Source organism: Helicobacter acinonychis (assembly GCF_900461455.1).
In the GTDB taxonomy this organism is placed as follows: domain Bacteria; phylum Campylobacterota; class Campylobacteria; order Campylobacterales; family Helicobacteraceae; genus Helicobacter; species Helicobacter acinonychis.
In genome coordinates this window covers 1099170-1122541 of record NZ_UGIA01000001.1, presented here as the reverse complement: position 1 = coordinate 1122541, position 23372 = coordinate 1099170, and the positions used below count along the sequence as shown (strand labels likewise).

Here is a 23372-nt window from a genome sequence, read left to right as displayed (position 1 = left end):
TTCTGTCTCAAACATTAATCACAAACTAAAATCAAAATCCTTGCGATAAATCTCTCTATAAGCTTTTTGAATGCTTGTAAAAACCCCACTCCCTAAAAACCCTCTAGCCAGTGGGCTTGGGTGGGGGGCTGTGATGATGATGTGTTTATTTTTGGGAATTAAAGCGATCTTCTTTTGGGCAACTTTCCCTAATAACACCACGATTAAAGGGGAGGTTGTTTCAAAAAGACGCGCTAATATCCTGTCGCTAAAATTTTCCCAGCCAATATATTGGTGCGAAGCGGCTTGCTTTTTTTCCACGCTTAAAATGGCATTCAATAACAGCATACCCCTTTTAGCCCATGCACTCAAATCCCCACAACAAGGTATAGGCACGCCTAAATTCGCATGCAATTCTTTAAAAATATTCCTTAAACTTGGAGGGATGGGGGCGTTTGGATTCACGCCAAAGCTTAACCCCATCGCCACAGGCAATTCTTGGCTATTTTCTAGGTAAATGGAATGGTAGGGGTCTTGCCCTAAAAGAATGATTTTCACCGCACAAGGGGGCGTTAGATTGAGTGCGTAAAACAAATGCGAGCTTTTAGGGAAAATGGTTTTAGGGCTTTTTAGGGCTTCTAAGTAGCGTTTTTCTATTTCTAAAAAATAAGGTTTTTTAAATTCGCTTTGTAAAAACTCCCGCCAAGCTAGGCTTAAGGGAGCGTAATCAAAAAGCTTCATTTAATTCATGGTAGTGTTTTAAATACTCTTTTTGCATGCGTTCTTCTAATTCTTCATACCAAGTGGGCGAATTAAAATCAGGCGTATAGCCTTTTAGCATGACTAAACGGGTGCGAGCCTTATAGGCTTCTAGGGGCTTGGAATTAAAGATTTTAATGGAATTGATTAAGACTATCGGCTGGATTTTGAGCTGGAATTTCTCAGCGATGATTTTAGCCCCTTGCTTGAAAGGGAGGAATTTTTCTCCTCCTTTTCCCCTAGTGCCCTCAGGGAAAATCACTAACGGGCGGTTTTGCTCTAGTTTTTCCTTGCACGCTTTTAAAAGGCTCGCGATCCCCTTTTTATCCTCTCTGTCAATCAAAATCATTTCCGTATCCGTTAAGGCATGCCCATAAAAAGGGATTTCGCCAAGCTCTTTTTTAGCGATCCAGCAAATATTATTGGGGTGGTAGGCTTCTAAATAAATAATATCCAATAAGCTTTGGTGGTTTAAAACAATGAGTTTAGCGTCCGTATCAAAGGCGCCTACTTTTTCTAAATGAACCCCTGCGAGAGAGAAAAAGCATGCACAAGTTTTACGGCTGGAGCGCGCGTTGTTATTCTTACGATTAAAATAATTGAAAACAATGATAACAGCTAGTCCTATAGCGATCACTAAAGCCCTATAAATCGCTCTCAAACGATTTGACTTTTTATTTGATTTCATTTTTTTTGACCCATCCTATTTGTTCATGCGGTGTTAGAACTTTATAATAATCATCATGCGAGCCTAAGATTTTAATGGGCATTTCATTTTTAGAAAGCCCTAAAATGGTGGAATTTTGCGTGGGCAAAATGCGGATTTTTTTATGAGCGAGCAAAACGGCTGATTTTTGCGTGAATAAAAGGTGGTACAAAACAAACCCTAAGCACAAAATCCCAAGCCCTAAAAAAATGAGTTTGCGTCCAAAAATAAAAAACAATACCAAGAAAAACACGCATAAAGCGAGCAACACCACATTAGAAAAGACTAAAAAATTGTTTTTAGGGACGAGATCGCTTTGAATACCGGTAGTGTTTTGAGTGGGAATGACAGAAAAAGACAAAGTCTTAAACTGCCTGTTAGAAAGCGAAAAATAATCAAAAGAAAGGCTTTGAAGGGTTTTAGGTAGCACACAATAATAAAAAACGCTGCCTTCTTTAGCCTTGATTTGATTCAAAGAGGCGTTATCAAATCCCTGCTTGATCGCTTCTTTAATGTTAAAATCTTCCCAATTAGCCTCTTTGAACGCCAATTCCATCACCAAAATATTGTTTTTATCGTCGTAGTCTTTGGTTTTGTATTGCAAGACTTGCAAATCTTTAGCCATAATTTTTGCATAGCGAGGGTTTTGGGATAAATCCGTTACCTGTAAATCCACTTTCGGGGCTATGGAATAATCTATGTATTTGTCTTTATTAGAAAACGCACTCACTTCTAAAGGTGGGATACTCGCTTTCATGCCCTTAATCTTGTAATAATAAGTCGCTCTAAAAAGCTCTTTTTCTACCTTTTTCCATTTGGGCATTTTATTTAAAGGTTCAATCTGGGTTTTATCCATGTTTTTGATTTTAGCTTCTAAAAACTGAGCGTCAAATAACAACAAATCATAAGTGACGCCGATAACTTGACCGATATAAACTGGGTTGTTTTCCAAATCTTCCAAACGAGAGATTTTCACATAAGCCACTTTGGCTTTGATCTCTTCTTGCTCGTTTGCATTTCGATTGGTATCATCAGCCACCAAAAAGGTGGCTAGAAAGCTTAAAATCAAGCCAATGATTGCAAGGGTTTTCATAAAATGCACATTAAAACTAAAACTTGGTTTTATCATTTTTCAAATAAAACCCCATGCGTTTTACTTTTTCTTGGGCGTTTTCTCATCTGTGTGGCTATCAATGATAGACCAAGTTTTCAAGCTGTCAATAGCGGTTTTTAGCTGAATGTCGTTATTGATCATCTCTAGCGTGATCTCTTTTTCTTCATCTTTCTTGTTTTTATCTGCCTCTTTAGAATTAGGGTTTTTATCATCAAGCTTTTTAAGTTCTTGCTCTAAATGGTGTTTTAAATCCGCTTCTTTCAGGCTCAATGTGTTGTCATTTTCTGGCACTTTACCCGGATAAATCACAATATCAGGCGTGATGCCTTTAGCTTGAATGGTGCGCCCACTCGGTAAATAATAGCGCGCGGTCGTGATTTTAATCGCTTCATCTTTATTGACAGGGAGTAACACTTGCACGCTTCCCTTACCAAAGGTTTTTTCACCGATAATCACGGCTCGTTTGTGATCTTGCAACGCCCCCGCTACGATCTCACTCGCGCTCGCTGAACCGCCATTGACTAACACCGCCATGGGTAAATTCGTATAAGGGGCTCTGCCATTGGCTTTGTATTCTAAATTATCTTCTTTATTTTTGCCTTTTTGAGAGACTAAAATCCCATCTTTAATGAAGAGGTTAGACAAGCCCACCGCTTGATTGAGTAAGCCTCCAGGATTGCCCCTTAAATCTAGCACAATGCCTTTAATGTTAGGGTTAGCTTTCAAGCCGTCTAAAACCGATTTGGTCACATTCCTGTCAAAACCAGCCACCCTTATATATAAATAAGGAGTGTCCTTAATCTTTTTCACAGAGACAGAGGGGATTTTAATGATGTCTCTGATGATATTAAACACTAAAGGTTTTGACTCTTTTTTCCTCACAACAGTGATTTGGATTGGGGTTTTTGGCTTGCCACGCATGAGATTGATCGCATCATCAATGCTCATGTTCAGCGTGCTTTCGTTATTGATTTTTAAAATCTTATCGCCTGATTTAACCCCAACCTTGTAAGCTGGAGTGCCCTCTAATGGAGCAACAACGGTCAAAACGCCATCGCGCATGCCCACTGTGATCCCAAGCCCTCCAAATTCGCCCTCGGTTTGGGCTTGAAAATCCTTGAATTTCTTTTCATTCAAATACGCTGAATGCGCATCCAAATTGAAGAGCAAGCCCTCAATCGCTTTAGTCATGATTTCAGAAATAGTGATTTTATCCACATATTTTTTTTCAATTTCTGAAACCACATTCGTGAAACGATTGAACGCTTCCACCCTTTTAGCCGCTAATTCTTGCGGATTTTCCTTGATTGGTTTAGCCGGCTTTTTTTCCTTAATTTCGCCACCATGCAAACTCACAGCAAGAGAAATCGCTAACAACCCTTTAAAAAGTCGTTTTGTCATTGTTAAATAGTACCACCCATTTTTGAGATTAGAAAAATCACCCTTAAGGTTTTATTCAATTTTTGCGTTTATTCTATCTAAAATTTAGATAACATGCCCACTACCCATTAAAAGAGTGTGGGTTTGAGTATAATAACCAAGGAAAACTTGTGTCAAGTTTTACTCAAAGAGATTAAAAATTTGATTGAGTCTAAAACACCATCATTCAAAGATAAGGCATGATTTTAAGCATTGAAAGTTCTTGCGATGACAGCTCTTTAGCCCTTACAAGAATAGAGGACGCTAAACTTATCGCTCATTTTAAAATCTCTCAAGAAAAGCACCATAGCTCTTATGGGGGCGTTGTACCTGAGCTTGCATCGCGCCTGCATGCTGAGAATTTGCCGTTGCTATTAGAACGCATTAAAATAAGCTTGAATAAGGATTTTTCTAAACTTAAAGCCATCGCTATCACCAACCAGCCAGGTTTGAGCGTTACTCTAATAGAGGGCTTGATGATGGCAAAAGCCTTGAGCTTGTCCTTAAATTTACCCTTAATTTTAGAAGACCATTTGAGAGGGCATGTGTATTCGCTCTTTATCAATGAAAAAAAAACTTGCATGCCTTTAAGCGTGTTGTTAGTCTCTGGGGGGCATTCTTTGATTTTAGAGGCTAGAAATTATGAAGACATTAAAATTATGGCTACGAGTTTAGACGATAGCTTTGGGGAGAGCTTTGATAAGGTTTCTAAAATGCTAAATCTAGGCTATCCAGGAGGTCCTGTAATAGAAAAATTAGCCTTGGATTATGCACATAAAAATGAGCCTTTAATGTTCCCTATCCCTTTAAAAAACAGCCTGAATTTGGCTTTTAGTTTTTCAGGTTTAAAAAATGCGGTGCGTTTGGAGATTGAAAAAAACGCCCCCAATTTGAATGAAATAACCAAACAAAAGATTGGCTATCATTTCCAAAGCGTGGCCATAGAGCATTTAATCCAGCAAACCAAACGCTATTTTAAAACCAAACGCCCTAAAATTTTTGGCATTGTGGGGGGAGCAAGCCAAAATTTGGTCTTAAGAAAGGCGTTTGAAAATTTGTGCGATGAGTTTGATTGCAAGCTTGTTTTAGCTCCGTTGGAATTTTGCAGTGATAATGCCGCCATGATAGGGCGATCAAGCCTAGAAGCTTATCAAAAAAAGCACTTTGTCCCTTTAGAAAAAGCTAGCATTTCGCCAAGAACGCTGTTAAAAAAGGCTTTGAGTGAATAGAGATAAAATAAGGAGTGCATGATAAAAATTCTAAAAGTTGTCAATTTTTATTTGCATTTTATAGAATTAATAAAGAAAGCAAGATGTAAACCATAGCGTAACGCAAGCTATCTATACTTATAATCCTAGTTTTAATTTAGTATCTTTCTTATTTTTTGGTTTTAATCCTTTTTTGATTGAATGCCACAGCTTGGGCGAACCATTTGGGTGCCGTTGTTTTAGAATAAATATTTATGATATAGATACAATAGAAAAAAGATAACTTTTTATGAAAAAAAGTATAATTTAAGCATTTTTTAAGAATAGACATGCTAAAATTTCTCTAAGTTTTGATAAGGAATTTTAAAGCTAAATTAGAATTTGAAGCACAAGGAGGAGATCCTTAAAGAGTTGGTGACTCTCGAGGATCTGTGGTTTAGTGTAGTGGTGTTGCGAACGCCGCTAGGATCGTTATGATGAATAATAGTTTTATTGTTTCTCCTTTCATGGGATTTGTGGCGTGTCTCTTAACAAGACATTACTTTTCTTCGAAACATCAGTATTAGAAACTAATGTTTTCAAATGGCTTGTAAGTATCGCCATGTTTGAATTATTTTATTATTATAGCACAGAATATTTATTATTGTCAAGTATCCATAAAGACAAGATTTTAAACTTTTTCAATGCAAAAAATGGTATTTAAATTCCAATAAAACTTATATCAAGTCTTTACTCAATAAGGGATAGGGGGTATTTTGCGATACCCTAAAACGCTTTTTAAAATTATTGTTTGCTTAAAATCAAGCTCTTTTATAACTAACACTTAATAAGACAAAGCCATAAATAAACGCCATAACCCACCAAACACAAATCTAACGCTAGATTATAGTATTTAGCAATAAAAGGCTAGGAAAACACAAAGAGCGAAAACATAACCTTAAAAGTAGGGGAAGGCGAAGAATTTTGTAAGAATTTAAAACATAAAAAGGAAAACCATTTAATGGTGTAACCCCTACCAACAGGCAAGGAAATAGTAACCTAAATCGCATCAAAGAATTGTAGAGCAAAAGAAAAAGACTAGTCAAAAACTTTATTTTAAGATATGGATTTAAGAAGTTATTTTAGTGGGTTTTTTTGGGCGTTTAAATAGCTTTTGATTTTAAACTATCTAAAAATTTTTTAACTTCTTTAGCAATCGCGCTTGACAAAGCAATAGGCACAGCGTTACCCACTTGTTCGCAACGCTTGGTGTGTGAGCCAAAAAATTTGTAAGAAGTAGGGAAGCCGGTAATGCTTGCCGCTTCTCTAATGGTGATACTTCTATGCTCTATTGGGTGTAATGGAAAATTACTATGCCCTGGCACTAAAGTAGGAGATAGGGCGTCCATTTTTAAACGCATGGTATTGCCTCTAGAATAGAATTTAGAGATTTGTAAATGTTTAGGCAAACTCTCAATGCATTCTTGGATATTTTTGCCTTCTTGTATGTATTTAAAGCGCTCAATTGTTTTAGGGTTGTGTTGCATGGGCAAATTGTCTGTATCATCTGAGTTGGAATAATCAATCAAATCAAGAGCGTCTCTAATCAAAAAAGGTTTTTTAAAGCTTGTCGGTAAATCTTTGAAATCTAACTTAGTATTGATTTCATCGTTTAAATGGGTGGGTTTAGGGAATGCAAAATTAAAGGGCAAATCGTTTCTAATAGCCACTATGATCAATCTTTCTCTTTTGGTCGCACTCCCATACCATGCACTGTTTAAGACTTTAAACTCTACACGATAGCCCAAGTTTTCATAAATTTTTAAAATATCATCTATGACACCATGCAATAAATGATTGAGTTCCTTTTGCAAGTCTTGTTTTTTTTGGCGTAAATTTAAGCCGTAATTTTCAAATTCTTTAGTGATAGAATTTTTTTTTCTTAACTCCGCTTTTTTGCCCTTATAATTTTCTAACTCTTGATATAAAATATCCACTTCTTGTAAAATTTTAGGATCTAAATTTTGTGGCAAAATTTTAGCGTTTAGCATGCCTTTTACATTTTCTATAATGCTGATTTTTGGCCTTAGGGTTTTGATGATATCCAAATAATAGCGGTAAAAATAATTGCGTTTATCGTTGGGTGAGCGCTCCCCAGCTAAGGAAAAACTTTTGCACACAATGCCAGCAAAAATAACATCAATCTCTTGTTTTATTTGTGTTTGTAATTTTTTAGGGTCAATTTCTGTAATGCTTGTTTGATCTATAATTGCATCTTTTAATTCTTTATTGTTATGAAGTAAAGTTTTTAGGGCATCTTTGTCTATATCATTAACATAGAGCGTTTTAAAACCTTGTTGGATAAAGCCTAAATGCGAACCACCAGCTCCCACAAAAAATTCACAAACATTATATGCCATTTAAGATTTCCTCATATCTTTCTTTATATTTATTGTATAGTGAATATTTTTCAATATGCTTAATAAAATTTTCTTTATTGCTAGTAAAAGGGTTAAAGATTAATCGCCTTTGTGCTAATCTTTTAGTAAAACTAAAAAAAGCAAAATCATCTTTTGCGATGTTAAGCCATGATGAAATGTATCTTGAATTTGACTCAGTCAAAAATAAGACTTCATGGTTGTTAAAATTCATCTTAATGCGTTCTGCAATTTCATTATTTTTTAAATTAAGCGTATCATTTTCTAGAAGTTTAAAAATTTCAATATAGTAAGGCTTGATATAACTTTCAAAAATCATCACAAGAAATTCACTATAACTCATATTAACAAAGTTTAACCCTGTGCTTGTGGGATAATTTTTGCTATCAATGAAACCTAATGTGGATAGCGTGATAAAAACATTCCGCCAATTACCATTATTAAGCGAATTTGTCTTTTTTAAAATAGTTTCTTCTATATTTTTACGATGCACTAATTTATTTTTAAATTTAAAAATGGCTAAAACTTGGAGCAAAAAATACACTTCAAAAAATCTAATATCGCGCACATAATAAGGCGAAATGACCTTAAAATCCTTATGTTTTGTTTCTCTTAATTTTTCTAATTCACTATCATTAATGTATCTAACAGCTAAATTATGTGAATTGATCTCTAAAATTTTCTTGCTTTTAGGGTATTTAAAAAGCCCCACATTAAAATCGTTGTTTTTTAAAACGCTTTCAGGAAAAATCAATACGCTATTAAAATTTTGGCAAAATTCATAATTTTTAAGGCTCAGATTATTTTCAAAAAAATATTCGTATTGAAAAATTTGACCAATACCACGCACATACTCGCTCACTCCAATAGATCCGCCCTTACACTCTATAATGGCTCTGACTTTATTTTTCTCAAAAAGCGTGAAATCTGCTGTAATGCCATTGATATAAGTGTCTTCTCTTAAAAGTTTAAAATCTTTATGGTTTATTTCTAAAATAGAACAAATATCTTTTTGAATGTTGCTGTTATTAGTAATTAAATCTTGGAAGTCTTTTTCTAGTCTATAAGGCATGTTAATTTGGATTGTTTAAAAATCATGAAAGTTTTTAAGTGCAAAATGCACTTAAAAACTCACTTCATTTGCAAAGCCACTTCTTCAGCGAAATTCTCTGCCTTTTTCTCAATGCCTTCGCCTAATTCAAAACGCACATACTCAGTGATTTCTAAAGTATCGTTTAATTCTTTGGAATAATCAGCGATGACTTGAGCGATCGTTTTTTTATCGTCCATGACATAGAATTGCCCTAAAAGGGTTAGGCGTTGATCAATAAGGGTGTTGTCAGCGATAAATCTTTCCATTTTCCCTAGAACGATTTTATCCCAAATTTTTTCAGGTTTGCCTTGCTCTTTCAATTCGTCTTCAAAGACTTTCTTTTGATGGGCTAAAACTTCATCGCTCAATTCAATGCGACTCCCAAAAGTAGGAATGTTTTTCAAAGGTTTGCCCAATCGTTTGGCTTCTTCATTGTCTTTTTCAATTTCAGCGATCAATACTAAAGTTTCTTTTTTGACAAAATCAAGGCTAAAGTCTTTGCAATCTAGCACTTGAGGTTTCATCGCTGCGGCATGCATAGCGATATTTCTAGCTAGTTCAACCGCTTTTGGAGCGTTTTTTTCATTATTGTATTTCATGGTGATTAGCACGCCCACTCTAGCATTAGAATGTGCATAACCATTGATGATGTGAGAGCTAGGGGCTTTAGAATTAGCGATTTTCCTCACTAAAATGTTCTCACCAATCACAGCGATTTGAGAGTGTAAATATTCTTCAAAAGGCTTGTTGTCTAACGAGCTTTTAAGCAACTCTTCTCTTGTATGGGCGTTGTGGACTTTGATCGTTTCTAAAGTTTTTTTAACCAATTCCTTAAAGCCCTCATTTTTAGCCACAAAATCCGTTTCACTATTGATTTCTACCATCACTGCACTTTTAAAATCAGGTGCGACTTCTAAAGCGACCACGCCCTCAGAAGCGATCCTATCGGCTTTTTTAGCGGCTTTGCTCAAGCCCTTTTCGCGCAAGAAATCAATAGCCTTTTGCAAATCCCCAGCCACTTCCACAAGGGCTTTTTTGCAATCCATCATGCCCACATCGGTTAAGTCTCTCAGCTTTTTGACTAATTGAGCACTAATTTCTGACATTATTCGGCTCCTTGAGTGATTTCTTTTTGGATTTCAGCGAGCATTTCTTCTTTTTCTTCATTGCTCACAAACTCTATCTCTTCGCTATTTTCATCTGCATGGACGATTTCTTCTTGCATGAGTTCTCGCCCCTCTAAAATCGCTTCGCTCATTTCTTTACAGAACAATCTAATGGAGCGGATCGCATCATCATTCCCAGGAATGGGGTAATCCACTAAATCAGGGTCGCAGTTGGTGTCTAGCGGAGCCACGATAGGGATATGGAGTTTTCGCGCTTCGGCGACGGCGATTTTTTCTTTAGCCACATCAATCACAAAAATCATATCAGGGATTTTTTTCATGTGACGCACCCCACCAAGATACTTGTCTAGCTTTTCTTTTTTCCTTAAAATCATAAGCTTTTCTTTTTTGGTCAACAGATCAATTTGACCGCTATTTTCCATTTCTTCAATGATTTCTAATTTTCTTACCGACTTCCTAATGGTGCTAAAATTGGTTAGCATGCCACCAAGCCAGCGGTAATTGACATAAGGGACTTGGATGCTTTCAGCAAATTCTTTCAAAGTCTCATTGGCTTGCTTTTTAGTGCCTACAAACATGATGCTTTTGCCTTGAGCGCTCGCATCACGCACGATATTATAAGTGTATCTAAAATAGCGCAAGGTTTTTTGCAAATCAATAATATGGATATTTTTCCTAACGCCAAAAATGAATTTTTTGGTTTTAGGGTTCCAACGCCTTGTTTGGTGTCCAAAATGCACACCACATTCTAATAAATCTTTCATGGTTACCATGAGAATTCTCCTTAAAGTTATTTTGGTTCTCTTCCTCCATGCTCATTCAATTCTTAAAATTTCTTAAGAACACCTAAATATCAAGGATTAGCATGTGTGAATTTGACGCTGTCTTTGCCCTTTGATTTCTAATAAAGATAGAAAAAATGACAAAACCCTATGATTATAGCAAAAGATTAAGGTTTTTTAGCTTAAGTAACAAGGGCTTTTAGGTTATAATAAAACAAAAACAGATTTTAGGATATTTAGTAATGGATACAAAAAGACAATGCATGGTTTTAAAAGCTTCAGCAGGGAGCGGGAAGACTTTCGCTTTGAGCGTGCGGTTTTTAGCCCTATTGTTTGAGGGGGCTAATCCTAGCGAGATTTTAACGCTCACTTTCACTAAAAAAGCCACCGCTGAAATGGAAGGGCGCATTTTAGATTATTTAAAAATTTTGCAAAAAGAAAGTTCCGAGAGCGAAAAAGAAAAGTCCCAAAATATCCTCAAAGAATTAGAAGAAAAATACGACTTAAACCCTAGTTTAGTGCAAGACAACGCCAAAAAAATCTACCAACGCTTTTTAAACGCCGAAATCAAAATCAGCACTATTGATGCGTTTTTTCAAAGCATTTTAAGGAAATTTTGCTGGTTTGTGGGGTTGAGCGCGAATTTTGAAGTCAATGAAGACACGCAAGCGTACCAACAACAGCTTAGTGAGAGTTTTTTGAGCGCTTTAGATAGCGAGCAACTTAAAGAATTGAGCGTTTTTGTTGCACAGTGTTTGAGCGATGAGAATAGAAGCGATTCTGTTTTAGAACAACTGCGTTTTTTAAAAAATAAACTCTATTTGTTTGATTTCAATAAGCAAGAGATTGTGTTTGATGAAGAGGTTTTTTTAAAAAAATTAAGGGATTTAAACCATCAAATCCAAAATATAGAAACAGCGTCAGATAAAGCTAAAACAGCCATTAAATGCGAGAGTTTTAAAGAATTTTTAAACAGCTCTTTAACTTGGCTTGAAAAAAAGAGCGAGTATAAGTATTTTAAAAAACTCAAAGATGAAATCCCCACTTTAGACACAAAATGCGAAGAGATTGAAAACGATCTCAAACGCTATTATAAAGCTAGAGAAACTGCGTTGTTTAAAAAATTCCCTAAATTCATCCAACTCTATGATAACGCCACTTCTAAAATCCAAGCCCTAGATTTTAGCGCGATTAAAGATAAGGTCCATGTTTTGTTGGATAATCAGGAAAATAGCTATAAAAATAACTATAAAAATAGTTACGGAAACATGCCGGCGGAATTTTTTTATTTTAGGTTGGATAGCAAGATCGCCCACATTTTGATTGATGAATTTCAAGACACAAGTTTGAATGATTATAAGATTTTAGCCCCTTTTATTGATGAAATTAAAGCTGGGATAGGGCAGGCTAAATGTCAAGGGAGCGTGTTTCTTGTAGGCGATGTCAAGCAGAGCATTTATGGCTTTAGAGGGAGTTGTAGCTCCTTGTTTGAAAGCGTTTCTAAGGATTTTTACCACGATAATTTGGAATTCAACTACCGCAGTTCGCCTTTAATCATCAACTATGTGAATACCATATTTAAAAAGGCTTATCAAAATTCTTCCACCGCTTATTTGGAGCAAAAATACCCTAAAACTTCCAACAATAAACATGCCACAGACGGCTATGTTAAAATCTCTTTAGTGGCTAATGAAAAGGAGTTGTTATTAAATCAAGTCTTACAAGAAGCTAAAAACCTTTTAGAACATCATATTGATCCTAAAGACATTACCATTTTATGCACCACTAATAAAGATGCTTTAGAAATCAAACGCCATTTACAAGAGCGTTTAAGCGAAATTCATCCAAGCACAGAATCTAGCGCTAATTTGTCTCAATTTGTAGAATCTAAAATCATTAAAAACGCCCTAGAACACGCTTTAGCTGAAGAAGGCTATAAGCCTTTTTATAAGCATAGCGTTTTAAAACTCGCTGGATACTTGCATGATGATGTGATTATTTTACCCAGTTTTAACCCTAAAAAAGAGAGCGTGGCAAGCTTTGTGTGGAGGGTGATGGAGCAATTTGAACTTTATGAAGAGCCGGTGCAAAGCTGTTTGGAATTGGCGGTTGGGTGCGAAGATGCGAATGAATTTTTAGAAAAATTAGAGACTAAAAAGATCGCTTCTTTCAATGCAAAAGGCACACAGATTATGACCGTTCATAAATCTAAGGGCATGCAATTCCCTTATGTGATCGTGTGCGAACGCTTGAATAGCCCTAAATCAGGACCCACAAGTAAATTCCTTGAAGAATACGATAACACAGAGCTTATGCGTCTGTATTACAGAATGAAAAAGCGTGAGGTCGTAGATAAAGATTACGCTAGAGCTTTAGAAAAAGAAAAAGTGGCTAAAGATCATGAAGAAATCAATAAGTATTATGTCGCATTCACTAGAGCTGAGTTAGGATTGATTGTCGTGGCTAAAGACAAAGATCAAGCGGCTAAAGACAAAGGCAAAAAAAAAGACACAAAAGAAAACAAAAACAAAGAAATGCACGAAAAATTGGACCTTGCACCTTTAGAGACGGGAAAAATTACGCCGATTATTTCTTCTAAAAAAGAGCCTTTAATCACAAGCACTCTCATCAAGCCCCATGCTTATGGCGAGCAAGTCCAAGAGATAGAAGAAGAGCCAGATATTGATTATGAAAAAAATGACAATCAAGAAGCGATTAATTTTGGTATCGCCTTACACAAGGGATTAGAATACCAATACGCTTATAACATTCCTAAAGAAAGCGTTTTAAAATATTTAAACTACCATTATGGTTTTTATGGTTTGGATAATCAAGCGTTAGAAGAGAGTTTGGAGCTTTTTAAAAACGATAGGGAAATCCAAACTCTTTTTAAAAACAACGCCCTAAAAGGTGAAGTGGCGTTTTTATTCCAAGGGGTTGTGTCTAGGATAGATGTTTTATTGTGGGATAGGGGGCAAAATTTGCATGTTTTAGATTATAAAAGCTCTCAAAATTACCGACAAAGCCACAAAGTGCAAGTGTCTCATTACGCCGAGTTTTTACGAACTCAAGCCCCCCATTTTAAGATACAAGCGGGCATTATTTACGCTCATAAAAGACTGCTTGAAAAATTATGGGTTTGAAATTAAAAATTTTAAGGTTGTCTATGAATTTTAAAAAAACAGAAAATGCACTCAGTTTGACGCTTAAAAACTTTATTAAAAGCGAGTCTTTTGGGGGGATTTTCCTCTTTTTAAACGCTGTGCTAGCGATGGTGGTGGCTAATTCGTTTGTAAAAGAAAGTTATTTTGCTCTATGGCACACCCCTTTTGGGTTTCAAATAGGGGATTTTTTTATCGGCTTTAGTTTGCATAATTGGATTGATGATGTCTTAATGGCGTTATTCTTTTTGATGATAGGATTGGAAATCAAGCGAGAGTTGTTGTTTGGGGAATTATCCAGTTTTAAAAAAGCTTCTTTTCCTGTGATTGCAGCCATTGGGGGCATGATAGCTCCAGGATTGATTTATTTTTTCCTTAACGCTGACACGCCCTCTCAACATGGTTTTGGGATCCCTATGGCAACGGATATTGCGTTCGCTTTAGGCGTGATCATGCTTTTAGGCAAGAGAGTGCCTACCGCTCTAAAGGTTTTTTTAATCACTCTAGCAGTGGCTGATGACTTGGGGGCTATTATGGTGATCGCACTCTTTTATACCACGAATTTAAAATTCGCATGGCTTTTAGGGGCTTTAGGGGTGGTTCTTGTTTTAGCGCTATTGAACCGCTTGAATACCCACTCGCTTATCCCTTACTTGCTTTTAGGGGTGTTGCTTTGGTTTTGCGTGCATCAAAGCGGTATTCATGCCACGATCGCTGCGGTGGTTCTAGCTTTTATGATACCGGTGAAAATCCCTAAAGATTCCAAAAATGTAGAGCTTTTAGAATTAGGCAAACGATACGCAGAGACGAGCTCAGAAGTCCTTTTAACCAAAGAGCAGCAAGAAATTTTACATTCTATTGGAGAAAAAGCGAACGCTTTGCAAAGCCCCTTGGAAAAATTGGAGCATTTTTTAGCGCCCATTAGCGGGTATTTCATCATGCCATTATTTGCGTTTGCAAATGCGGGGGTGAGCGTTGATTCTAACATCAATTTAGAAGTCGATAAGGTGCTTTTAGGGGTCATTTTGGGGCTTTGTTTGGGTAAGCCTTTAGGGATTTTCCTTATTACCTTTATAGGTGAAAAATTCAAAATCACCTCGCGCCCTAAAGGTATAAGTTGGTGGCATATTTTAGGGGCAGGGTTTTTAGCAGGGATTGGCTTTACTATGTCTATGTTCATTTCCAATTTGGCTTTCACTGGCGAGCATAAGGACGCTATGGAAGTGGCAAAAATTGCGATTTTACTGGGATCTTTGATTTCTGGGATCATAGGGGCTTTGTATTTATTTTTACTAGACAAAAAAGCGACTTTAAAGAAATAGCTAAAAATGCTATAATTTGAGATTAAAATATCTTTATAAGGAAATTGAATGGGAACAAGAGACATTATAACGACGCTTTTACCCTTTGTGGTGTTTCTTCTTATTTTTTATTTTTTGATTTTTCGTCCGCAACGCCAACAACAAAAAAAGCACAGAGAAATGATAGAGAGCTTGACTAAAGGCGATAAGATTGTCACTCAAGGTGGGTTGATCGTTGAGGTACTTAAAGCGGAAGCGAATTTTTTTAGCGTGAAGCTCAGCGATGATTCTACGGCTAAACTTTCTAAAAACTATATAGCGTTCAAATTAGACGAAGAAGTAGTGCCAAACAACAACTAAATGAAACTTTTTAATTTTCGTTTGATCGTTTTTGTTTTCGCGCTTTTTTTTGGCGTAGGGTTTTCTGTGCCTTCTTTACTAGAGACTAAAGGTCCTAAAATCACTTTAGGTTTGGATTTAAGGGGGGGGTTAAACATGCTTTTAGGGGTGCAAACCGATGAGGCTTTAAAAAACAAATATTTAAGCCTAGCGTCCGCTTTAGAATACAACGCTAAAAAGCAAAACATCTTGCTTAAAGACATTAAATCCAGTTTAGAAGGGGTTAGCTTTGAGCTTTTAGATGAAGATGAAGCGAAAAAATTAGACACGCTTTTAGTAGAGTTGCAGGGTCATAGCCAGTTTGAGATCAAAAAAGAAGCGGAGTTTTATAGCGTGAAGCTCACCCCTTTAGAGCAAGAAGAATTGCGTAAAAACACGATTTTGCAAGTCATAGGGGTTATCCGTAACCGCTTGGATCAATTTGGTTTGGCAGAGCCTGTGGTTATCCAACAAGGCAGAGAAGAAATTTCGGTGCAATTACCTGGCATTAAGACTTTAGAAGAAGAACGGCGTGCTAAAGATTTGATTTCTAGATCCGCTCATTTGCAAATGATGGCAGTGGATGAAGAGCATAATAAAGATGCCATGACAATGACGGATTTAGAGGCTCAAAAATTAGGCAGCGTGTTATTGTCTGATGTGGAAATGGGGGGTAAGATCTTACTCAAAGCGATCCCTATTTTAGATGGCGAAATGCTTACAGATGCGAAAGTGGTGTATGACCAAAACAACCAGCCGGTGGTGAGTTTTACTTTGGATGCGCAAGGGGCTAAGATTTTTGGGGATTTTTCAGGTGCGAATGTGGGCAAACGCATGGCAATTGTTTTGGACAATAAGGTCTATTCAGCCCCCGTGATCAGAGAGCGCATTGGGGGAGGGAGCGGGCAAATTAGTGGGAGTTTTAGCGTGGCTCAAGCGAGCGATTTAGCGATCGCTTTAAGGAGTGGGGCGATGAAAGCACCCATTCAAGTTTTAGAAAAACGAATCGTGGGTCCGAGTTTGGGGAAAGACAGCATTAAAACTTCCATTAACGCTCTAATAGGGGGCTTTATTTTGGTGTTAGGTTTTATGGTGTTGTATTACTCTATGGCTGGGGTGATCGCTTGCGTGGCGTTAGTGGTGAATCTTTTTTTGATCGTGGCGGTGATGGCGATTTTTGGAGCGACGCTGACTTTACCTGGAATGGCAGGGATTGTTTTAACTGTGGGGATTGCCGTAGATGCTAATATCATTATTAATGAGCGTATTAGAGAGGTGTTAAGGGAGGGCGAGAGTATCGCTAAAGCGATCCATTTAGGCTATATCAATGCAAGTCGGGCGATTTTTGATTCCAATATCACCTCCTTGATCGCTTCAGTGTTGTTATACGCTTATGGCACAGGAGCGATTAAAGGCTTTGCGCTCACCACAGGCATTGGGATTTTAGCCTCTATTATCACCGCTATTATAGGCACGCAAGGGATTTATCAAGCCCTTTTGCCTAAATTGACCCAAACCAAGAGCCTTTACTTTTGGTTTGGCGTGAAAAATAAAAGAGCTTAGGAGTTTTTATGGAATTATTCAAACAAACTAGAATTTTAAGCTTCATGCGTTATTCCAATTATGGGGCGATTCTTTCAGCGATTTTGGTGCTTCTAGCGTTAGGGCTTTTGTTTTTTAAAGGGTTTTCTTTGGGGATTGATTTTGCTGGGGGGAGTTTGGTGCAGGTGCGTTATCCACAAAACGCTCCCATTAAAGAAGTGCGCGCTCTTTTTGAAAAAGAAACCCGTTTTAAGGGTGTTCAGGTGAGTGAGTTTGGCTCTAAAGAAGAGATTTTAATCAAATTCCCTTTTGTAGAAACAGCCCAAAACGAAGATTTGAACGCTATCGTCGCCAACATTCTAAAGCCCAGTGGCGATTTTGAAATCCGTAAATTTGACACCGTGGGTCCTAGAGTGGGGAGCGAGTTGAAAGAAAAGGGCATTTTATCGCTGATTTTAGCCTTAATAGCGATCATGGTTTATGTGAGTTTCCGCTATGAATGGCGTTTCGCTTTAGCGAGCGTTGTTGCACTTGTGCATGATGTGATTTTAGTGGCAAGCTCAGTAATCCTTTTTAAAATTGATATGAATTTAGAAGTGATTGCGGCTTTGCTCACTTTGATTGGGTATTCTATTAACGATACGATCATAATCTTTGACAGGATTAGAGAAGAGATGTTGTCTCAAAAATCTAAAAACGCCGCTCAAGCCATTGATGAAGCCATTTCTAGCACGCTCACGCGCACGCTTTTAACTTCTTTAACCGTGTTTTTTGTGGTGTTGATTTTATGTGTGTTTGGGAGTAAGATCATCATTGGTTTTTCATTGCCCATGTTAATAGGCACGATTGTAGGGACTTATAGCTCTATTTTCATTGCCCCTAAAGTGGCGTTGTTGTTAGGTTTTGATATGTATAAATATTATGAGAATGAGGCTAGAAAAGTCAAAAAAGCTCAAGAAAAAGAAAAAATGCGCCGTTTGTATGAAAGCGGTCTAGTTTAAGGAGTTTCTATGGATTGGGGTCGAGTCGTTCATGTGTTGTTCAGTCTTATTTCTTTAACGACCATTGCAGGGTTTTTGTATGAACCTAATATTGCGGTGCTGTTTGTAGCGCTCGCTTTAAACCTTATTTCCGTTACGCTTAAAATTGGGGTGAGCAAGCGTTTCGCTTCAGAATTATTGGCCAGCTCTTTAGCCACTGTGTTGCACCTCATACCGGCATTTGTTTTTTTACAGATTTTAAATAATTTGGTTACAGCTTACATGCTCATGATTGGGGCGTTGATTAGTAACACTTTTAGTTTGATCTTTTTATTGATTGAAAGCGTTGTAACGAGTGAAACAGACTAAGGGATAGCGATGGATTTTGTGAGTATAGAAAAAAAATGGCAAGAATTTTGGCACCAAAATGAGAGTTTTGAACCTAAAGACGATTTTAACCTCCCTAAAAAATACATTTTAAGCATGCTGCCTTATCCTAGTGGGGAAATCCACATGGGGCATGTGCGCAATTACACCATTGGCGATGCTTTGGTGCGCTATTATCGTTTGCACCATTACAATGTATTACACCCTATGGGGTTTGATTCTTTTGGGATGCCTGCAGAAAACGCTGCCATTAAGCATGGTATCCACCCTAAAACCTGGACTTATGAAAATATTGAAAACATGCAAAAAGAGTTTGAAGCTCTAGGGTTTTCTTTTTCTAAAAATAGGGAATTTGCCACTTCAGATCCCAATTACACGGAATTTGAACAACAATTTTTCATTGACTTGTGGGAAAAAGGATTGATTTATCGTAAAAAGGCCATGCTCAATTGGTGTCCTAACGATAAAACCGTTTTAGCTAACGAGCAAGTCATAGAGGGGAGGTGCTGGCGTTGCGATACAGAAGTCGTTCAAAAAGAACTCTACCAATATTATTTAAAAATCACAAACTACGCTGAAGAATTGTTAAAAGACTTAGAAACTTTAAAAAATCATTGGCCTTCTCAAGTCTTGCTCATGCAAAAAAATTGGATAGGGAAATCTAGCGGGTTGCAATTTCGTTTTAAAATCGCTGATGAGTGCTTGAAAGCTTGCAATGACATTCAAGAAATTGAAGTCTTTACCACAAGAGCGGATACCATTTATGGCGTAACTTACATTGCAATCGCCCCAGAACACCCTTTAGTAGAGCATGCCATCAAGCAAGTGAATCAAGAGGATTTAAAGACTATTAAAGCGATTTTAAACACGACTCCAAGAGAAAGAACTTTGGAGAAAAAGGGGGCGTTTTTAGGCATTTACGCTATCCACCCTTTAACGAAGCAAAAAATCCCTATTTGGGTGGCCAATTTTGCATTAGCCAATTACGGCTCTGGGGCGTTAATGGGCGTGCCTGCTTGCGATGAAAGGGATTTTGAATTCGCTAATCTTTATCATATCCCTATCAAAGTGATCACTCAAAGCCCTCAAAATTTGCCCCACACCAAAGAAGAAACTTTAAAAAATAGTGGGGAGTGGAGCGACCTTCCTAGCTCAGTGGCTAGAGAAAAAATCATCGCTTATTTTGAAAAAGAAAATCTCGGTAAAAGAGTGATAAACTACCGCTTGCAAGATTGGGGGGTAAGCCGTCAAAGGTATTGGGGAGCGCCCATTCCTATGATTCATTGTAAGAATTGCGGGATCGTGCCTGAAACCCAACTACCGGTAACTTTACCCGAAGATATTGTGATTGATGGGGAGGGCAATCCTTTAGAAAAGCATGCCAGTTGGAAATTCACTCAATGCCCTAAATGCCACAAAGACGCTTTAAGAGAAACAGATACCATGGATACTTTCATTCAGTCTAGCTGGTATTTCTTGCGCTACACCACCCCTAAAAATCAGCGTGAAAATCAAGCGTTTGATAAAAACTACTTGAAGTATTTCATGCCAGTGGATACTTATATTGGTGGCATTGAACATGCGATTTTACACTTATTATACGCGCGCTTTTTCACTAAGGCTTTAAGGGATTTGGGCTATATTGATTTAGATGAGCCTTTCAAACAGCTTATCACTCAAGGCATGGTCTTAAAAGATGGCGTTAAAATGAGCAAGTCTAAAGGCAATGTCGTTAGCCCTAAAGAAATACTCAAAAAATATGGGGCGGATGCGGCAAGGCTTTTTATCCTTTTTGCTGCCCCACCGGCTAAAGAATTGGAATGGAATGACAGTGCTTTAGAGGGGGCACATCGGTTTATCAAGCGCTTATACGACAAAGCGAACGCTATTAACCCAACCACTTATAAGCCTGAATTTAAAGAAGCGAACTTGAATGAAGCGGAAAAATTAGCTCGCAAAAAAGTCTATGAGGCGTTGAAAAAATCGCATGAAATTTTCAATAATCCTGAAAGCACTTACGCGTTTAACACTTTGATCGCAAGTTGCATGGAAGCTTTAAACGCTTTAAATACGCAAAATAATGAGCGAATTTTATGCGAAGGCTATTTTGTGTTATTACAAGTTTTAGAGCCTATGATCCCACACACCGCATGGGAATTGAGCGAAAGGCTTTTTAAAAGAGCGAATTTTAAGCCTATAACAATAGATGAGAGCGCTTTAATAGAAGACTCTATGACTTTAGCACTCACGATCAATGGCAAAAGGCGTGCGGAATTGAAAGTCCATATTAACGCCAGTAAAGAAGAAATTCTCGCTTTGGCTAAAAAAGAATTGGAGAAATATTTAGAAAATGCGAGCGTTAAAAAAGAAATTTATGTGCCTAATAAGCTTGTTAATTTTGTTATCGCATGATTTTTAGGGCTTTATTTTTCTTTATTGTGTTGTTTTTGTTAAAGGGCTGTGGGTATAAGCCCATCGCTACTTACGCCCAAAACGCGCTTGGCAATAGCGTGTATGTGCAGCTTATTGTGAATATGCCTAACCCTGAAAACTCTGTGGAATTTAAAGACTTGATGAATCGTTTAGTCGTGCAACGCTTCCAAAACCGCCTGGCGAGTGAAAAGGATGCAGATTCCATTATTATCATAGAGATCACGAATGTGACCGATACGAGCATCACGCAAAATAAAGAAGGCTTTACGACTTTCTATCGCGCGACTGTGTTTGTGAATTACACTTATGATAATAAAAAAGGCGTCAGAAAGACTTTTCAAAATAGCGGATATTACAACTATGCTGTGAATTTGCAAGACCCCCTAAACACCTACAACAACCGCTATTATGCGATCAATCAGGCTGTGGAGCAAACTTTGACTAAATTTGTAGCGCAAATCGCTTATGAAGGGAAATTCAATAATGAAAAATAGCCCTTTGAAAGGATTGAAGGCGTTTTTAGAAACAAAGCCTAAAGAATACCATAAATTTGACCCTAGCCGTTTCATTCAAATTTACAAGGATTTTAGAAACGCTTTTTTTGAGATTCAAGCAAAAGCCATTCACATTGTAGGGACGAATGGTAAGGGTAGCACAGGGCGGTTTTTAACCCTTTTATTAGCCGATCGAGGGTTTAAGGTGTTGCACTTCACTTCACCGCATGTTTTTGAATTTAGAGAACGCTTTTATTTGAATGGTTCTATCGTTAATGAAAGCGCTTTAGAAAACGCCCACCAGCAATTGCAACTGCACGCTTTCAGTAACGCTTGTTCGTATTTTGAATACGCTACCTTACTGGCTGTCATGTTGGCTAAAGATTGCGATTATCTAGTTTTAGAAGCAGGGCTTGGGGGGGAGTTTGACAGCACAAACGCTTTAGAAAAAACGCTGAGTGTTTTCACCCCCATTGACTATGATCATAAGGAATTTTTAGGAGATAGTTTAGAAAGCATTGCAACCACCAAATTAAAGGCGATGAGCACTCTTAATATTGTCGCTTTGCAACAAGAACTAGTTTTAAATATAGCTCAAAAAATAGCCAAAGACAAACAAGCCCAATTAATTGTAGTTCAAAATGAGATCTCACAAGAAGTGAAAGACTATATTGAACGCTACCATTTAGCCCATTTTTTAGCGATGAATTTAGAAGTGGCTTTGAAGGCGTTTGAAACGCTTATGCCATGCAATAAACAAGAAGTTTTACAACATTTAAAGCCTTTGGATTTAATCGGTCGTTGCGAGCTTTTAAGCCCTAATATTTTAATAGATGTGGGGCATAATCCCCATAGTGCGAAAGCCTTAAAAGAAGAAATCAAGCGTGTTTTTAACACTAAAATCATTTTAATTTATAATTGCTATCAAGATAAAGACGCTTTTGGGGTGCTAGAAATTTTAAAACCGGTAATTAAAAAGGTTTTGATTTTAGAATTAAACAAAGAAAGGGTGATTCAATTAGAAACGCTTCAAGGGATTTTAGAAAATTTAGGGTTAGAATACGCTTTGTTTGAAGATGTGAAAGAAAACGAAAATTATTTGGTGTATGGCTCATTTTTAGTGGTCAATGCTTTTTATGAACGCTATCAAAAGAAGAGGGATTGATGCCGCAAAACCAACTCGTGATCACCATCATTGATGAATCAGGCTCTAAACAACTCAAATTCTCTAAAAATTTAAAACGCAACCTCATCATTGCTATTGCGTTTCTTTTATTGATTGTGGGGTTTGGCGTGGGTTTTTTAAAATTTTTGATCGCCAAAATGGATACGATGACAAGCGAAAGGAATGCGGTTTTAAGGGATTTTAGGGATTTGTATCAAAAAAATTACGCCCTAGCAAAAGAGATCAAAAACAAACGAGAAGAAATTTTTATCGTGGGGCAAAAGATTCGGGGACTAGAATCCTTAATTGAAGTCAAAAGAGGGGCTAATGGGGGGGTGCACCTCTATGATGAAGTGGATTTAGAAAATTTGAATCTGGCTCAAAAACATTTAGCACTCATGCTCATTCCTAATGGCATGCCCTTGAAAACTTATAGCGCGATTAAGCCCACCAAAGAAAGGAACCACCCCATTAAAAAGATCAAAGGTATTGAATCTGGGCTTGATTTCATTGTGCCATTAAACACGCCTGTTTATGCGAGTGCTGATGGGATTGTGGATTTTGTGAAGACTAATTCTAATGTGGGGTATGGGAACTTGGTACGCATTGAGCATGCGTTTGGTTTTAGCTCCATTTACACGCACCTAGATCATGTCAATGTGCAACCTAAAAGCTTTATCCAAAAAGGGCAGTTGATTGGGTATAGCGGGAAGAGCGGGAATAGCGGTGGCGAAAAGTTGCATTATGAAGTGCGGTTTTTGGGTAAAATTTTAGACGCACAAAAATTTCTGACATGGAATTTGGAACATTTTCAAAGCGCTTTAGAAGAAAATAAATTTATTGAATGGAAGAATTTGTTTTGGGTTTTAGAAGATATTATCCAGCTCCAAGAGCATGTGGATAGAGACGCGTTAGTAAGCCGGTAAG

19 protein-coding genes are annotated in these 23372 nt (G+C 37.3%); 11 read left to right on the top strand and 8 right to left on the bottom strand.

Annotation, left to right across the window (positions count from 1 at the left end):
* Positions 1-18: 18 nt before the first annotated feature.
* The 4 genes from ung to DYI00_RS05365 are packed head-to-tail and all read right to left on the bottom strand — an operon-like array spanning position 19 to position 3959.
* Positions 19-720: a uracil-DNA glycosylase gene (gene ung, locus DYI00_RS05380; RefSeq protein ID WP_011577236.1), complete on the bottom strand. Its 702-nt coding sequence runs from the start codon at positions 718-720 to the stop codon at positions 19-21.
* Positions 707-1426, bottom strand: coding sequence for a 1-acyl-sn-glycerol-3-phosphate acyltransferase (locus DYI00_RS05375; protein WP_041600171.1), 720 nt, complete (start codon positions 1424-1426; stop codon positions 707-709). The genes ung and DYI00_RS05375 overlap by 14 nt, the downstream gene beginning before the upstream one ends.
* Positions 1413-2537 carry an SH3 domain-containing protein gene (locus DYI00_RS05370; RefSeq protein WP_041600256.1) on the bottom strand — a complete coding sequence of 375 codons (1125 nt, stop codon included), beginning with the start codon at positions 2535-2537 and terminating at the stop codon, positions 1413-1415. Before DYI00_RS05370 ends, DYI00_RS05375 begins: the two co-directional genes overlap by 14 nt.
* Before the next feature lie 60 nt (positions 2538-2597).
* On the bottom strand, positions 2598-3959 hold the full coding sequence (locus DYI00_RS05365; RefSeq protein WP_104687760.1) for a S41 family peptidase: 1362 nt from the start codon (positions 3957-3959) through the stop codon (positions 2598-2600).
* A gap of 218 nt (positions 3960-4177) precedes the next feature.
* Between DYI00_RS05365 and tsaD the strand changes: the two genes are divergently transcribed.
* The gene (gene tsaD, locus DYI00_RS05360; RefSeq protein ID WP_011577240.1) at positions 4178-5206 is read left to right on the top strand and encodes a tRNA (adenosine(37)-N6)-threonylcarbamoyltransferase complex transferase subunit TsaD; all 1029 of its coding nucleotides are present in this window, start codon (positions 4178-4180) and stop codon (positions 5204-5206) included.
* Positions 5207-6327: 1121 nt separating this feature from the next.
* On the opposite strand, the gene DYI00_RS05355 is transcribed toward tsaD, so the two are convergent.
* From DYI00_RS05355 to rpsB, 4 genes are read right to left on the bottom strand one after another with little or no spacing between them, the layout of a single operon-like run.
* Complete coding sequence (locus DYI00_RS05355) at positions 6328-7584, bottom strand: DNA cytosine methyltransferase (protein WP_011577241.1); 1257 nt, start codon at positions 7582-7584, stop codon at positions 6328-6330.
* Positions 7574-8674, bottom strand: coding sequence for a DUF5343 domain-containing protein (locus DYI00_RS05350; protein WP_011577242.1), 1101 nt, complete (start codon positions 8672-8674; stop codon positions 7574-7576). Before DYI00_RS05350 ends, DYI00_RS05355 begins: the two co-directional genes overlap by 11 nt.
* 59 nt (positions 8675-8733) lie before the next feature.
* Positions 8734-9801: a translation elongation factor Ts gene (tsf, locus tag DYI00_RS05345; RefSeq protein ID WP_011577243.1), complete on the bottom strand. Its 1068-nt coding sequence runs from the start codon at positions 9799-9801 to the stop codon at positions 8734-8736.
* Complete coding sequence (gene rpsB / locus DYI00_RS05340) at positions 9801-10595, bottom strand: 30S ribosomal protein S2 (RefSeq protein ID WP_000258276.1); 795 nt, start codon at positions 10593-10595, stop codon at positions 9801-9803. Before rpsB ends, tsf begins: the two co-directional genes overlap by 1 nt.
* 251 nt (positions 10596-10846) lie before the next feature.
* Between rpsB and DYI00_RS05335 the strand changes: the two genes are divergently transcribed.
* The 10 genes from DYI00_RS05335 to csd2 are packed head-to-tail and all read left to right on the top strand — an operon-like array spanning position 10847 to position 23371.
* On the top strand, positions 10847-13747 hold the full coding sequence (locus DYI00_RS05335) for a RecB-like helicase (protein ID WP_104709214.1): 2901 nt from the start codon (positions 10847-10849) through the stop codon (positions 13745-13747).
* Positions 13748-13770: 23 nt separating this feature from the next.
* Positions 13771-15087, top strand: coding sequence for a sodium/proton antiporter NhaA (gene nhaA, locus DYI00_RS05330; RefSeq protein ID WP_011577246.1), 1317 nt, complete (start codon positions 13771-13773; stop codon positions 15085-15087).
* A 48-nt stretch (positions 15088-15135) separates the two neighbouring features.
* Entirely contained in the window at positions 15136-15426 is a 291-nt protein-coding gene (gene yajC / locus DYI00_RS05325; protein WP_011577247.1) for a preprotein translocase subunit YajC, read from the top strand.
* Positions 15427-17007, top strand: coding sequence for a protein translocase subunit SecD (gene secD / locus DYI00_RS05320; protein WP_011577248.1), 1581 nt, complete (start codon positions 15427-15429; stop codon positions 17005-17007).
* An 8-nt stretch (positions 17008-17015) separates the two neighbouring features.
* Positions 17016-17987 (top strand): protein translocase subunit SecF, encoded by a 972-nt coding sequence (gene secF, locus DYI00_RS05315; protein ID WP_011577249.1) that lies wholly within the window; start codon positions 17016-17018, stop codon positions 17985-17987.
* A 9-nt stretch (positions 17988-17996) separates the two neighbouring features.
* A complete protein-coding gene (locus DYI00_RS05310) occupies positions 17997-18335 on the top strand; it encodes a DUF6394 family protein (RefSeq protein WP_011577250.1) in 339 nt (112 codons plus the stop codon).
* Between the two features lie 9 nt (positions 18336-18344).
* A complete protein-coding gene (leuS, locus tag DYI00_RS05305; RefSeq protein WP_011577251.1) occupies positions 18345-20765 on the top strand; it encodes a leucine--tRNA ligase in 2421 nt (806 codons plus the stop codon).
* On the top strand, positions 20762-21280 hold the full coding sequence (lptE, locus tag DYI00_RS05300) for an LPS assembly lipoprotein LptE (protein ID WP_011577252.1): 519 nt from the start codon (positions 20762-20764) through the stop codon (positions 21278-21280). The genes leuS and lptE overlap by 4 nt, the downstream gene beginning before the upstream one ends.
* Positions 21270-22445 (top strand): glutamate ligase domain-containing protein, encoded by a 1176-nt coding sequence (locus tag DYI00_RS05295; RefSeq protein WP_041600173.1) that lies wholly within the window; start codon positions 21270-21272, stop codon positions 22443-22445. Before lptE ends, DYI00_RS05295 begins: the two co-directional genes overlap by 11 nt.
* Positions 22445-23371, top strand: coding sequence for a M23B family cell shape-determining DD-metalloendopeptidase Csd2 (gene csd2, locus DYI00_RS05290; protein WP_011577254.1), 927 nt, complete (start codon positions 22445-22447; stop codon positions 23369-23371). The genes DYI00_RS05295 and csd2 overlap by 1 nt, the downstream gene beginning before the upstream one ends.
* Position 23372: the final 1 nt, after the last annotated feature.